General features: G+C 67.0%; 12 protein-coding genes. 3 read left to right on the top strand and 9 right to left on the bottom strand.

The genetic code is table 11. The features are described from left to right. Positions 1 to 175: 175 nt before the first annotated feature. The 4 genes from VGT00_09795 to VGT00_09780 all read right to left on the bottom strand — a co-directional run bounded on the left by VGT00_09795 (position 176) and on the right by VGT00_09780 (position 1,965). The gene (locus tag VGT00_09795; protein ID HEV8531697.1) at positions 176 to 352 is read right to left on the bottom strand and encodes a hypothetical protein; all 177 of its coding nucleotides are present in this window, start codon (positions 350 to 352) and stop codon (positions 176 to 178) included. 30 nt (positions 353 to 382) lie between these two features. Next, a complete protein-coding gene (locus VGT00_09790) occupies positions 383 to 712 on the bottom strand; it encodes a hypothetical protein (protein ID HEV8531696.1) in 330 nt (109 codons plus the stop codon). Positions 713 to 739: 27 nt separating this feature from the next. Next, the gene (locus VGT00_09785) at positions 740 to 1,255 is read right to left on the bottom strand and encodes a hypothetical protein (protein ID HEV8531695.1); all 516 of its coding nucleotides are present in this window, start codon (positions 1,253 to 1,255) and stop codon (positions 740 to 742) included. Between the two features lie 404 nt (positions 1,256 to 1,659). After that, positions 1,660 to 1,965, bottom strand: a complete 306-nt coding sequence (locus VGT00_09780) for a hypothetical protein (GenBank protein HEV8531694.1) — start codon at positions 1,963 to 1,965, stop codon at positions 1,660 to 1,662. A 116-nt stretch (positions 1,966 to 2,081) separates the two neighbouring features. Here VGT00_09780 and VGT00_09775 point away from each other — a divergent pair, with 116 nt between their 5' ends. Next, entirely contained in the window at positions 2,082 to 3,284 is a 1,203-nt protein-coding gene (locus tag VGT00_09775) for a hypothetical protein (GenBank protein HEV8531693.1), read from the top strand. Between the two features lie 20 nt (positions 3,285 to 3,304). Here VGT00_09775 and VGT00_09770 read toward each other — a convergent pair whose 3' ends face one another. From VGT00_09770 to VGT00_09760, 3 genes are all read right to left on the bottom strand, one after another. Continuing rightward, entirely contained in the window at positions 3,305 to 5,548 is a 2,244-nt protein-coding gene (locus tag VGT00_09770) for an ATP-binding protein (GenBank protein HEV8531692.1), read from the bottom strand. 366 nt (positions 5,549 to 5,914) lie between these two features. Next, positions 5,915 to 8,080 (bottom strand): carboxypeptidase-like regulatory domain-containing protein, encoded by a 2,166-nt coding sequence (locus VGT00_09765; GenBank protein ID HEV8531691.1) that lies wholly within the window; start codon positions 8,078 to 8,080, stop codon positions 5,915 to 5,917. A 160-nt stretch (positions 8,081 to 8,240) separates the two neighbouring features. Next, positions 8,241 to 9,461: an amidohydrolase family protein gene (locus VGT00_09760; protein HEV8531690.1), complete on the bottom strand. Its 1,221-nt coding sequence runs from the start codon at positions 9,459 to 9,461 to the stop codon at positions 8,241 to 8,243. Positions 9,462 to 9,789: 328 nt separating this feature from the next. On the opposite strand from VGT00_09760, the gene VGT00_09755 reads away from it, so the two are divergent. Further along, positions 9,790 to 10,800, top strand: a complete 1,011-nt coding sequence (locus VGT00_09755) for a tetratricopeptide repeat protein (GenBank protein HEV8531689.1) — start codon at positions 9,790 to 9,792, stop codon at positions 10,798 to 10,800. Here VGT00_09755 and VGT00_09750 read toward each other — a convergent pair. Both VGT00_09750 and VGT00_09745 read right to left on the bottom strand, forming a co-directional pair. Beyond that, positions 10,751 to 12,028 (bottom strand): cobalamin-independent methionine synthase II family protein, encoded by a 1,278-nt coding sequence (locus VGT00_09750; GenBank protein HEV8531688.1) that lies wholly within the window; start codon positions 12,026 to 12,028, stop codon positions 10,751 to 10,753. The genes VGT00_09755 and VGT00_09750 overlap by 50 nt on opposite strands. Positions 12,029 to 12,040: 12 nt before the next feature. After that, positions 12,041 to 12,892 carry an SDR family NAD(P)-dependent oxidoreductase gene (locus tag VGT00_09745; protein HEV8531687.1) on the bottom strand — a complete coding sequence of 284 codons (852 nt, stop codon included), beginning with the start codon at positions 12,890 to 12,892 and terminating at the stop codon, positions 12,041 to 12,043. Positions 12,893 to 13,012: 120 nt separating this feature from the next. On the opposite strand from VGT00_09745, the gene VGT00_09740 reads away from it, so the two are divergent. Continuing rightward, a partial coding sequence (locus tag VGT00_09740) for an alcohol dehydrogenase catalytic domain-containing protein (protein ID HEV8531686.1) occupies positions 13,013 to 13,356 on the top strand: 344 nt, incomplete at its 3' end.

Below are 13,356 nucleotides of genomic sequence, written 5' to 3'. Positions count from 1 at the left end.
GGGCTTCTCCTTCTCGCGCTCGCGAAACCTCCAAGCGGAGGGCGCCTCTCTATCTGATGTTCCCTCTCTGTCTCCAGTTCCACAAGAGGCCTGGGGGTGAGCCTCCTCACGACATGTCGCCGCCGACCCGGAAATCTTGACCGGGCAGGCCCTCCGGGGCCGGCCGCGGGCGACGCTAGGGCCCAGGCTCGAAGCAGCTGGCCATCACTCCGCGGATGCACACGCACTCCATGGGTTCTCCATGAGGGCCCTTGAGCATGACCACGCCGCCCGCGCAGTCACGCACCGGATGGCTGTGAGGCGCGAGGACGAAGGCGGTCCCCGCCAAGGCGAGGACCGCCAGGAATGCCACGATCCATGCATACACTTTCATCGGTGAAGGTCAGCTGCAGACCCAGTAGCCATTCAGCTGCGCGGCGCACGAGGGACGTCGATAGCCGTAGACTCCATAGGTATAGGGACCGGGATATCCGTACGTATAGCGAGTCGCGTCGCCATCGCTCTCGCCGAAATATGGACCCGGATACCCGTACCCGAAGCCGGCGGGATAGCCGGAGATGAAGGGGCCCGCATAGAAGAAGGGGCGCCAGAAGAACTGCCCCTGGACCTTCGAGCGATTGTCGTGGAACCCGGCATGGAAGCCGCCCGCGTACGCCAAGCCGGGCGCCATCGTGAAAGCCAGGAGAGCCAGGATGAGCACGAGGTTTTTCATGGCCATACCTCCTGCTCTTGAGACGCCTCAGCGTCGCTGGAGGGTTCCGGACCTCGATCGACTCCGGTTCGGCCGACGGTGCGACAGACGGGATCGGTGGCGGCGTTGTATGCGGAAACGAGACCAGCCGAGAGAAAACAGGGTCAGGCCCGCGCCAGTGCCGACCAGCACCAGGGTCAGGCTGTCGAACCAGTCAGAGTCATCGTAGTGCGCTGGCCCCGCGATGCCCGCGGCGACATGGGCGTGGTCCACATCACCCTCACGGTCGAGTCTGACGGCCCAGAGACCTTCGGTCACGATCGGCTTGCCGTTGTCGTCCGTGAGCTCGGTGGGGAACCCCTCGGAGAAGGGATCGAAGGTGTCGAGCGCGCCACCATCGAGACCTCCCGTCAAGAATTCGCCGCCGCGCTGGTCGGAGCTTCGGGCGACCAGCTCCGTGCCATTGAAAAGGCTCTCCACGACAGCGGCGACGGAGAGGAGATCGTCCAGGCCGTGGAGATTGATAGGGCCAGCAGGGCGTGTGTCACCCCCTTGCGGAGGCATGCCCACGATCGGAGCATCCAGTTGGCCCGCAATGACCGGAGACAGATGTCCTCCAATCGCGAGCGCGAAAACACACACCAGGACGAGAGACGCTCGTCGGCATGGGTGTCGATACGGGCCGGGAGCTGATCGAGGCATTGTCTTCTCTATCCGGGACGCTGGGTGACCATCGATGTACCGCAAGGCTCATGCCACGAGCCTGCTCGGCCGGGTAGCGTAAGAGCCGCCGGCCGCGCCTCGGAAGAGGTCAAGAGAGGCAAGCTTGCCGCGAGGTTACGCGCAGGCCATGAGGCTCAACCATGGTCCGGCCAGAGATCGGCGCGTGCCCCCGGAAGTTGAGCGTGTAATCCTGACACGGCGGGGAAGATTTGGGATGGGTGAGCCTGATGCTGGAACGGGCCGGGCTACGAGGCTTTCTCTCCCCGGATCTCCGCGATCTTGCGGTCGCGATCGCTGGCCAGCCTCTCCTTGTCGCGCCGGAGCGCCTCGTTCAGCCGCTCGATCTCCTCATAGCTGCCCGCGCTGGACAGGGCGGCCTGATGCAGGATCTCGCGCTCGGCGACCTTGGCCGTGCAGAACTGGCGGGCGTCGGCGATGGCGGCCTTCTGGTCGTCGGTGAGCGGGCGATCATCGACGCTCGCCTCCTTGTCCTTCTGCCGGAGGCGCTCCATGGCCAGCTCGTAGGCGCTCTTGGGGGCATCGCCGCTCATGGCCAGAGTCTAGCAGACACGCTCACCCATTTGTCCTTGCCCATGCCCCTTCAAATGCTAGGCTCGAATCATCACGGTGCCGCGGGGTAGCGATTCGACCAAGGGGGCTCCTGATCATGTCCAGACTGACTGGCGGACCGGCCCGTCGCCCGCTCGTGGCTTTTTGCTCCCTCCTGCTCCTCGTCTCGGGACTCGCAAGCAGCCTGCACGGCCAGCCCAAACCACCCGTCGCCATCGTCGACGCGGCGACGGGCTCCCGGGCCATCCTCCACGTCGACGTGGTGGGAACCGGGGTGAATCGGCGACTGGTGACCGCGGGAGTCTTCCCCGAAGGCCGTCAGCTCGGAGCGCTCGTGTTCGGCCTCGGCGCTACCTGGTCGCCGGACGGAACGGCCTTCGCGTTCTTCGATCCCCAGCTCGCGCTGAAGCTCCGGGATCGGACGGGCCAGGAGACCGTGCTCTTCCAGGGCGAACCGAATGAACAGCTCTACCTCTGGCAGCCCGCGTGGTCGCCCGACGGGAAGCAGATCGCCGTCCTGACTCTCGTACCGGGGGCGGCCGCTCCGCTCAAGATGTCGATCGCCCTCGTCGACGTGGCCGGCAAGAAGGTCCAGTCGCGGTTCGGTGTCCCTCGAGGGGTGACGAACATCCCGTCGTACTCGACGCCCCCCAACAAGTTCCGCTGGTCCGCCGATGGCCGCAAGATTCTCCTGTCCTGGGAATCCGCCGCGGTGCTCGATACCAAGACCGGGGCCTTCGAGCTCTTGCCCGGAGGGCCCATCCTCGCCGAGTGGGCGCCCGGCGGCGATGCCATCTACTTCCTCGACGTCATCAATCGCGACCGGCCCCCGGGACCTACCCTGGCGGGCCTCTATCGCATGAAGCTCGGAGCAGGGACGCCGCCGACCAGACTGCTGGACCAGCGACAGCTCAGCTCACTGGGGCTCGCGGTTCCGGCCAAGGTCGTCCTCGGAGCCATGACCCTCTCTCCGGGAGGGACGAAGCTGGCGGTAGGCCTGGGCTCGAGCTCGGGAGGCTCGGGGAAGCTTCATGTCTACGCCGTGGGCGCGCCGCCCGACAGCTTGGTCCCGGACAAGCCGCTCGCCACCTTCCAGACGGAAGAGCTCATCGCGGCGATCGAATGGGCGCCCGACGAGACGCAGCTGGCGGTGGTCGCGGTGGCCAAGGACGGCGTGAAGATCCGCGCGGTGAATCTTGGAACGGGGGTGTGGCGAACTCTGGCCACGCTCGGCCCTCTGGATCTCAGCGGGCGTGAGGCCGATGTCCTTGCCTTCAAGGCCCTGAGCTGGACGCAGTGAACGTGACGAGCTGAGCTTCCTCAGTCCGTGTAGACGGTAGCTCCGGAGGCGCCCCTCCGCGGTTCGGATTTCCTCAGCCGTCCGAGCATGTTCTGGAAGGCCTCGACGGTCAACGGCTTCACGAGGTGGTCGTCGAACCCGGCCGCCATCGCCCTCTGCTTGTCTTCCTCGCGACCGTACCCGGTGAGGGCCACGAGCACGACGTTCTCGAGCCGCGGATCCTGGCGGGCGTTCTGGGCCAGCTCGTATCCGTTCATGCCCGGAAGCCCGATGTCGATCAGCATGATGTCGGGCACGCTCGCGCGCGCGGCCTCCAGGGCGGCCACGCCTTCGTGCGCGACACGCACCCGGTGCCCGAGCAGCTCCAGCAGCATCATCAGGCCCTCGGCGACGTCCGCATTATCGTCGACGACGAGCAGCCGGAGGGGCCGGCCGTGGGCCTCGGTCGCCGAGCAGGCAGAAACCGCATCGCCTTCCGTGACGGGCAGGCACGGCAAGAACACGAGGAATTCCGAGCCTCGACCCAGCCCTTCACTGCGTACGTCCACCCGCCCGCCGTGCATCTCCACGAGCCGCCGGACGACCGTCAGACCGATCCCCAGCCCGCCCTGGCTTCGCGCGAGGCCGCGATGGGCTTGGGCGAAGAGGTCGAAGACGCGGGATAACATCTCCGGCGCGATGCCGATGCCGTTGTCCCGCACGCGCAGCACCGCCTGCTCGCCCTCGCGCTGGACAGTCACCTCGATCCGCCCGCCGGGCTCGGTGTACTTCGCGGCGTTCGTGATGAGGTTGCCGACGACCTGCTCCAGACGGGTGGGATCCGCGTTGACGCACAGCGGCTCATCGGGCAGCGAGACCACGAGGTCGTGCCCACGCGCCCCCACGAGATCCCTGGCGGTCTCCACGGCGCGCTCGACGAGGCTGGGCAGGCGAACCGCCTCCAGGCGCAGGGTCATCCGGCCACCCGTGATGCGGGCGACGTCCAGGAGATCGTCGACCAGCCGCGCGAGCTGGTCGGTCTGACGGTACGCGATGTCGAGGGCCCGCTCTCGTCGCGACGGATCGAGGCGGGCGGTGACCACGGCGTTCCGCACGGCGGCGAGCGGATTTCGCAGCTCGTGCCCGAGCATGGCGAGAAACTCGTCCTTGCGTCGATCTCCCTCGGCGAGCTCGGCCAGCCTCTGGGTCAGCTCGGCCTCGAGTCGCTTCTGCTCCGTGACGTCACGGGCGATCTTCGAGATGCCGACGATGCACCCCTCGGGGTCCTTGACCGGAGAGACGGTGAGCGAGATGTTCAGCAGCCGCCCATCTTTCGTCACACGGATGGTCTGGAAGTGATCCAGCATCTCGCCGCGGCGGATCCGGGCCAGCACGTCGTCCTCCTCGGCGCGGCGATCCTTGGGAATGATCAGAGTGATGTGCTGGCCCACGGCTTCGGCGGCCGTCCAGCCGAACATCCGCTCGGCGGCCGGGTTCCAGGTGGTAATGACGCCCTCCAGGGATTTGCTGACGATGGCGTCGTCGGAGCACTCGACGATCGCGGCCAGTCGAGCCTGGGCGATCGCGAGGCCCTGGCCCTCCGCCTCGAGAGCCAACGCCGTCTGCTGGAGCCCGGTGATCACGCGGAGCCGATCGTCCTCGCTGCTCAGCGCCCCGTAGCTCTCGGCGGGAAAGACGTGCGAGTGCGCGCCGCAGATCCTGAGGAAGGGGGCGCGGTGGACGTGGGCACGAAAGGCGCTCAACGGGTACGCGCACAGGAGGGCAAAGGGCAGGCTCTTGGCGAGATCGTTCCACAGCTCTTCGAGACGGATGGCCGCTTCGGGCCGGCCCTCCGCGCAGAGCAAGGCCACCATCTCGCCGAACGCGCGGACGCGGGGATACTGAGCCGCCGTGGCCGCCTGGGCGACGGCGCCGCCCACGGCATCGGCAAAGCGCTTATCATCTGGCCACCCGTTGATCATGAACCGAGACAGTGTCGCGGCGGCGTCCAGGGTGACGTAGCGTCTCTGCCTGCACAGGGCGGCCAGATCGAATCCGCGCGCGGCCAACCGTTCCGCGAGCTGGCTTTGGTGCGCCGGGGTGGAGATGATCACGCATGCCTCGCCCGCTCCGAGGGCGGGGCCAATGAAGCGGCCGACGGCGTCCAGCAGGAATTTCTCGTCGTGGTAGAACTGGACGGCATGCGTCGAGCCGTTGAGCTCTTCCCCCTCAGGGGCTGGAGAGCTCAGCGACAGGTCCAGGGCGTCCAGATCGGTCCGCTCCATCTCTCTCCCTCTCCGCCTCCGTCAAGCCTGACCTGGCCCGAGCAGTGGCTTTCGAACCATGCCTCGCCTGCGAGATGGATGCCAGATGATTGAGTCCGATTCGCCGACTCGCCGAAACGGCAAGGCGCCGTTTTTCAAAAGGTTCCACTTCAGCCGCCGCCCAGCGGACTGGCCGGGCGTGAGGATCGGGAAGACTCTACGCGGTAACAATTCCAGCTCCTGGCATGATTCCGGGCAAGGAGGCGGCCGGGCGGGCCGACCCGGCGGAGCCCCAGTGCTTCCGCGAGCCGCTGCTCAATGCCGCGATAGTCGATCATCGTCCGTCTCCGTTGACATCGTTCACCGGCTCGGGCGCTTCGCGTTCCCTCATCGCGCCAGCGGATCGGGACGAAGCTGGAACTTCACGACCTTGCTGGTGGTCCCCTTGCCGCCTTCGACGTGGAACGGCGTTCTCGTCGCGTAGGTCGACCACAGTCCCTTGCCTTTCCAGCCGGCCCTTGGATCGTCGATGCGCCCGTCCATCCACTTGGCGTAGAAGCCCATGGGGTAAGGAACGCGAAGGTTGACGAACGCGCCGTTCACGAACGCGATGAGCGACTCGTTGGCATTGCCGGTGGCCATCGGCACGTTCCTGCCCAGCCCGAACGTGTCGTGTTGATCGACCCACGTGTAGTAGCTCGCCTCGGCGCTGCCCGACTCCGTGACGCCCTGGAGCTGCGGACCGGGGAATGGATGGAGCACCCAGCCCTCGGGACAGTGCTGGCCCGTCGCCGTCGGTCCGTTGAGCGGCCCCTTGCAAAGGCGCCGGTCGAAGCTGGCGAGATGTCCGCTGGAGAGCGGCGTCCAGACCACGCCATTCCGATCGATGTCCATGCCCCGCGGACCATACCCCGGCAAGGGCGGCTCGAAGACTTCGGCGAGCGCGGTCGCCGCGGGATCCGGGCCCGGATTGACGCGGATGACGTAGCCAGGGAATCCGAGGACCGTGCCCCAGATGGTGCCATCGGCCGGGTTCACGGCGATGCCGTAGAAGGCGGCCGCGATCCGCTTGTCCTTCGCCGGATCGACGGGTTGGTTGGGCTCGACGTAGTCGTCGCGCTTGCCGTTGCCGTTGGTGTCGAGGACGATCGCCGTCCAGCCTTGCGATTTCACCTCGTCGCCGGTCTCCTCGAACATCTTGCGATTCAGCCAGCCGAGGACGCCGCTCTGCGGGCCACCCGCGCTGGTCCACAGCGTGTTGTTGGCATCCTCGGCGAATACCAGATGGTGGGTGGGGAAGCACGTGCTGATCAGGGTGATCTTCCTCGTCTTGGGGTCGTACATGGAGAGATGCCGGTTGGCCTGCTCGACGGGGAAGAGCTTGGCCGACGGATGATCCGATCCCTTCTTGCAGAAGTCCGGATTGGCGGCGGGCGGACGGACGCGCGAGGTGAACCACACTCGCCCCTTCTCGTCGAACATCGGGTTGTGCATGCTCGTCTGGCTGTCCCAGATGGGCTCGGGTCCCCAGTAGGGCGACGGCGCCATGGGGTTCGCCTTCGACGAGGGCGTATTCGGATCACGCACCGGCATCTTCACCTGGGTGGCCTTGTGCTTCACCGGGTCGAGCACCGGGAAGAGATCCCTGCTCTCCTCGGGAGTCCCGTAGATCAAGCCATTCGGATTGACCCTCGGATTGCGCTTGTCGGTCGAGATCTCGTCGTGCAGGTAGTCCTTGGGGCCCGCCCAGTCCCAGAGCGTGACGACGATGTTGCGCTCCACGCCCTGTGGTCGCGGCGGCTGGGAGCGAGGCAGCTCGCCCGCCGCGATCCGATCCGTCCAGTCGGCGAACAGCTCCGTGGCCCGCTTGGGGTCGAGCCGGCCGAGGTTGTTGGTCATCTGGGTCATGGCCTGCCCCGACACGATGCGCCGGGCCCAGGCCTCCTTCGAGGAGGCGAAGTCGCCGAGCTCCTTCGGAATCGTGCGTGTCGCCTTGTTGCCGAGCTGGTGACACGTGTAGCAGCCATTGGTCTTGACGACGTCGAGCCATTGCGCCTGGCTCTTGAGCGCCACCGGGATGCCATTGCCGCTCGGGCCGGTGCCGGGGAACTCGTTCTTGTCCGGCACCTTGAGCATGGAATACCAGTAGATGGCTGGATAGTATTCGGCCGCGGCCGCCGGGCTCGGGGCCACGGACGCCTTGAGGTCGACGATCTTGCCGGGGGCGGTTCGGACTTTCGGCGAGTCGACGAGCCCGTAGCCGCGGACCCAGACGCTGTAGTTCGCCTTCGGAAGATCTGGCAGGACGTAGCGCCCGCGATCATCGGTGACCACGATCTTGGCGAACCTGGTCGGGAGGTCGGTCGTCTCTGCGATGACCCAGACGCCGGCTTCGGGCCCTTTCGAGCTGGTCACCACGCCGCCGAGGTCCTTGTCGCCGATACGGATCGCCGGATCGGTGCTCTGCGCGCTCAGCCGGGCCTGGCCGGCGACCACAAGCACGCCGATGCTGCACGCGATCATCCCGAGATACAGCGCTCTGGTCGTCCTCATGTGCCCCTTCCTCTCGTCGCTGACTATTTCGACCGATAGATGCTCCCCCATTTACTCAGCCCTCGCCTCGTCGCTCGAGGCGAGCCTCTCGGCTCGAACTGCTACCCTCTCCCCCGATGGGGGAGAGGGATTCACATCAGATTTCCGGCGCATCCTCGGGTCAGGAGCGAGCGGCGCCGGCGCGCTTGTCGGACACGATGCGCCCTTCCTTGAAGACCAGCCGCAGCTGGCGCAGGTTGGCGATGTCGTCCAAGGGATTCGCGCCCACCACGATCAGGTCGGCGAGCTTGCCGGGCTCTACCGTGCCCAGCTCATGGCCCACCCCACAGAGCTCGGCGGCGTGTCGGGTGGCGGCCAGCAGGGCCTGCCATGGTGTCGCGCCATCTTTCACCCAGAGTCCCAGCTCGAGCAGAGCGGCCTCCTTCAGCGGCCGGATATCCGAGCCGAGGGCCATCTTGACGCCCGCGGCCAGCGCCTGCTGAAACCATCCGCGATGCTCGGCGGCTGCGGCGTCCGCGCGGTGACATAGATCCTGGGCAAGATCTCGCTGCTCCACCCAGCGCTTCTCCCAGCGATCGCTGGCCTGGTCCGGAGTCAGGTGGGAGATGGCCAGGGTGGGGACATACCAGGTCCCCTGCGCCCGCATGCCGTCGATGCACTCCTGGTCCATGAGGTAGCCGTGCTCGATGCTGTGCGCGCCCAGACGGACGGCCGCCCGCACCGCCTCCGGACTGGCAGCATGCGCCATCACCCGGTAACCGCGCTTGCCGCAGATGGCAAAGGCGGCCTCGAGCTCGTCATCGAGGAGGAAAGACTGCCAGTGTCGGTCCCACGAGGGCCCCATGATACCGCCCGTGAGGTTCAGCTTGATGTGATCGACGCCATTCTTGATCTGCTCGCGGATGGCGCGCACGAAGCCATAGGGTCCGTCGCACTCCCGCGCGTGACCCGAGGTCAGGAAGTGACCGCCCGTGGTGGTCAGGAAGTAGCCGGCCGCGAACACCCGCGGGCCGATGTACTGCCCGCTCTCGAAGGCTCGCTTCCACGCGACATCCATGAAATGCGCGGCACCCGCGCATCGCACGCCCGTCACCCCGCTTTCCGTCAAGGCCTCCATCAGCCGATGCCCGAAGATGACCGTCTGCTCGACGGGGGAGGCGCCGGTGGCCGCCAGGTAGTCGGGATGGATGTGAACGTCCCAGAGCCCGGGCAGGAGGGAGGCGCCGCCCAGATCGATGACCTCGGCGCCGCGCGTGTCCGGTGACCGGCTCGCGTCGAGCACCTCCGCGATGCGCCCGTCCTCGATGGTGACGCTGGCGAACGCTATCGGCCGCGGATTGACGCAGTCGATGAGAGTCGCATTGGTCAGCACGCATCGCATGGGTCGATCGCCCCCTCTTTGCCTCTCCTGTTCACCCGCCTTCATCTAACACTCCGCGGGAGTGAGGGCAACTCGGAGGGTGACAAACTTTGGCGGCCAGGCTGGGTGTCGGCCTTTTTTCCGCTTTCGGAAATGAGGGGCATGGCGCTCCCGCCAAGTGTCTGCTTTCCAAACGTTGCCTTCCTTGGCACGGCGGTTGCGGAAATGAAGCATTTCCTGCCCTGCGCATGTGGGAGGCCGACGGTGAAATCTCTCCTCAAAATCCCCGGTGGCGATGCGGTCTGAGGCGATCATGCATCTCAGGTCCAGAGCGCTCAGAGGATCGATCATGGTTCTGGCCGCGATGATGCTGCTCGCGGCTCCGGCCGGCGCCGAGCTCTCGAAGGAGTGGCGCTGGTGCATGGGAAAGGACAATGCGTCGATCGATCTCGTGATCAGAAGCTGCACGTCCGTGATCAGGTCGGGTCGCGAGCCGGCGGAGCACCTCGCCACCGCCTTCTACAACCGCGCGACGGCCCACCGGATCCAGGGCTGGTACGATCGCGCCATCCAGGACTACGACGAGGCCATCCGACTCGATCCCGAGTACGCGCTCGCCTACAATGACCGCGGCACCGCCTATAGCCGAAAGGCCCAGCCCCGGCGCGCCATCCAGGACTACGACAAGGCCATCCGCCTCGATCCCGGCATGACCTTCGCCTACAGCAACCGGGGCAATGCCTACAGCGGCCGCGGCGAGCTCGACCGGGCGATCCAGGACTACAACGAGGCCATCCGGCTCGACCCGAGCCACGCGGCCGCCTTCAACAATCGCGGCTACGCTTATCGCAACAAGGGCGATCTGAAGCGGGCGGTCCAGGACTTCGATCAGGCCATCCGGCTCGACCCGAGCTATGCGCTGGCCCTCAAGAACCGGGGGCTCGTCTTCACCGTGACGGGCGAGCACGATCGGGCCATCCGCGACCTCGACCAGCTCATCCGACTGGAGACGAGCAACGCGACGGCATGGACCGCTCGCTGCTGGGCCCGCGCCCTGGCCGGACGGCTGACCCCGGCGCTGGCGGACTGCCATGAGGCGCTACGCTTGCAGCCGGCCTCTGCCGACGCGCTGGAGGCGAGAGGATTCGTCCATCTCAAGCTCGGTCAGCCGGATCGCGCGATCTCCGACTACGATGCGGCCCTCCGCTTCGATCCCAAGTCCCTGCGGTCGCTCTACGGGCGTGGTCTCGCCAAGCGGCAGAAGGGGGACGCCAGTGGGAGCGAGGTCGACATCATTGCCGTGAAGGCGGTCAGGTCCGACGTGGCCGACGAGTTCGCGCGCGTCGACGTCCGGCCTTAACTCGCCCCCGGCTCCACAAGCGCTTCGTGGCAAGCGCGGCGCCCTTCACGAGCGACTCGAGCTTGGCCCAGGCGATCAGGGGATGGACGCGCCCCCCGAGGCCGCAGTCGGTACCCGCGATGACCTTCTCCCGCCCCACCAGCTTGGCGAAGCGCTCGATGCGATCGGCCACCAGCTCGGGATGCTCCACCACATTGGTGGCGTGGCTCACCACCCCAGGGATCAGGATCTTCCCATCCGGCAGCTTCACGTCCTTCCAGATTCGCCATTCGTGCTCGTGGCGGACGTTGCCGGCCTCGAACGAATAGGCCTGGCCGTTGACGGCCAGCATCACCTTGACGATGTCACGCATCGGGATATCCGTGACGTGCGGCCCATGCCAGCTGCCCCAGCACAGGTGAAAGCGGATCCGCTCCCGCGGCAATCCCCGCAAGGCATGGTTGAGCGCCTCGACCCGGATCATGGAGAACTTCCGGTACGCGTTGACCGGGGGCACCGGGTTGACCATGTCCCAGTTCTCCGCGATGGCGGGATCATCCAGCTGGAGGACGAGCCCCGCGTCGACGATGGCCTTGTATTCCTCGCGCATGGCGTCGGCGCAGGCGTAGATGAATTCCTCCTCGGTCTTGTAGTGCTCGTTGCCGATCCGGGAGGCGCTGCCCGGGGCGATCGAGGTCATGAAGCCCTCCTCGACGCCGGCCGCCTGCAGCGCGCTCTTGAAGTGCTCGATGTCGGCCCTGATGGCCGCCTGGCCCGTGTAGGTGAGGGGACTGGTGCAGACGGGAATGCGCATGCCCGGGCCGCCGCCCGGCGTCGTCGAGACCCCCGCATGGGGATCGGCGTAGGCGGCGCCGAAGAGCTGCCGATCCCGACGATCCGAGAAGCTCGTGAGCCTGACCCGACCTGGCTCTGAGCGCTGAGGCGGCAGGCGGTACAGCTCCGTCCCGAGGGTGAGACCGCCCAGACGCTGGAAGGAGTAGCTCCACCAGGCGCCATAGTTCACGCGCTGGCCCATGGCCTTGCCGTACTCGCCATCGCCCGGCACGTCGATGCCGACGTCGTGCTGGCGCCGGACGACCTCCTGGACGGCGGCGCCGAGTCGCGCCTGGTAGCCGCCCTCGTCCTGCGACTCCCCCGCCTGCCGCGCGCGATTGAGCTCGATCAGATCGTCCGGGCGCGGGAGGCTTCCCGCATGGCTCGTGATGATGCACCGGCTGCTGGTCCTCATGGCGCGTCCTCGCTAGATCTCGGAATAACCGCTGCCTCTGGTCTCGACTCCGCGGCCCCGCGCTTCCGTGATCCAGCCGAACTCGCGAAGAAGCGCCTGGCTATACGTGACCCGGCCCGTGACCTTGTCGAGCGGCTCGGTGGCCAGGAGGAGCGCCGCGCGGGCCATGAGGAGGGGCGGCTCTCCGCGCGGATCGTGCATGTCCTTGACGAGCCGGTGATAGACGGTGCCCGGCGTGGGGACGACCTGGGACGGGGCCACGCTCGTCACCGAGATTCCGTATTGATAGACCTCGGAGGCCAGCCCCTGGGTGAAGCGCTCGAGGGCCGCCTTCTCGGCGCCATAGCACGTGCCGCCCCGGGCGCCCGCGGCGGAATCGGCGTAGGGCCCGCGGCCGGGGCCGATGGCGGAGCCCGAGGAGATATTGACGATGGCCCCGCTTCGACGCGGAATCATGTCGGCGAGGGTGAGCTGACTCAGGAGGAAGGGCGCGTGAAAGTTGACGGCCCATGAGCGCATCCACTTGTTGACCGGGTAGTCCTTGATCTGAACGTAGTAGGTCAGGGCGGCGTTGTTGACGAGCACGTCCACGGGGCCGTAGACCTCGCGCGCCGCCCGCACGAGCCGCTCGCACTCGGCCGGCTCCGCGATATTGGCGGCGACGGGATGAGCGGTGCCGCCGGCCGCGCGGATAGCCGCCACCGTGGTGTCGAGTGAGCCATCCAGCGGATGGTCGCCCTCGCGCAGCGTGCGCGCGACGCAGACCACTTGCCCGCCTTCCGCGGCGAACAGCCGCGCGATCTCCGCGCCGATGCCACGGCTCGCGCCGGTGACCAAGACTGTCTTCCCGTCCAGCATCCCCATGGCATCCCCTCGCGGATCGTTGACCTCTTCCCAGGCGCCGCACCGGGCGCTATGTTAGCCCAACCCGATCGTCGAGGGGTCTTGATCGCCAAGCTTCATCGCCAAGGTGGAGGAGACCACATGCGAGCTCTGGTGCTTGAAGAATTCGGGGGGCCGTTCATCGCCAAGGATGTCCCCACCCCCGCGATCGCGCCCCACGAGGCCCTGGTTCGCGTGCGACATGTGGGCGTCTGTGGCACCGACGTGAAGATTCGAGCCAACAAAATGGGGCTCGGCGTCATCCCGCTCATCATGGGCCACGAGATCGCGGGGGAAGTGGCGGAGGTGGGCCCCGAGGTGCGCGGCTTCGCCCCCGGCGACCGGGTCATCGTCAACTTCTACCTCACCTGCGGTCGCTGCCCGTTCTGTCGAGCGGGCCGCGACACCCTGTGCACCGAGGTCCGCCAGCACGGCTTCAGCACGGA

The sequence above is a fragment of the Candidatus Methylomirabilota bacterium genome (genome assembly GCA_036002485.1).
Taxonomy (GTDB): domain Bacteria; phylum Methylomirabilota; class Methylomirabilia; order Rokubacteriales; family CSP1-6; genus AR37.
The sequence above is the reverse complement of the archived record's forward strand: the minus strand, read 5'-3'. Positions and strand labels throughout refer to the sequence as shown.

Bases quoted from the DNA above. Each gene is read 5' to 3' on its own strand.
- VGT00_09790 (HEV8531696.1), bottom strand. From the start codon at position 712: ATGAAAAACCTCGTGCTCATCCTGGCTCTCCTGGCTTTCACGATGGCG.
- VGT00_09785 (HEV8531695.1), bottom strand. From the start codon at position 1,255: ATGCCTCCGCAAGGGGGTGACACACGCCCTGCTGGCCCTATCAATCTC.
- VGT00_09780 (HEV8531694.1), bottom strand. From the start codon at position 1,965: ATGAGCGGCGATGCCCCCAAGAGCGCCTACGAGCTGGCCATGGAGCGC.
- VGT00_09775 (HEV8531693.1), top strand. From the start codon at position 2,082: ATGTCCAGACTGACTGGCGGACCGGCCCGTCGCCCGCTCGTGGCTTTT.
- VGT00_09770 (HEV8531692.1), bottom strand. From the start codon at position 5,548: ATGGAGCGGACCGATCTGGACGCCCTGGACCTGTCGCTGAGCTCTCCA.
- VGT00_09765 (HEV8531691.1), bottom strand. From the start codon at position 8,080: ATGAGGACGACCAGAGCGCTGTATCTCGGGATGATCGCGTGCAGCATC.
- VGT00_09760 (HEV8531690.1), bottom strand. From the start codon at position 9,461: ATGCGATGCGTGCTGACCAATGCGACTCTCATCGACTGCGTCAATCCG.
- VGT00_09755 (HEV8531689.1), top strand. From the start codon at position 9,790: ATGGTTCTGGCCGCGATGATGCTGCTCGCGGCTCCGGCCGGCGCCGAG.
- VGT00_09750 (HEV8531688.1), bottom strand. From the start codon at position 12,028: ATGAGGACCAGCAGCCGGTGCATCATCACGAGCCATGCGGGAAGCCTC.
- VGT00_09745 (HEV8531687.1), bottom strand. From the start codon at position 12,892: ATGGGGATGCTGGACGGGAAGACAGTCTTGGTCACCGGCGCGAGCCGT.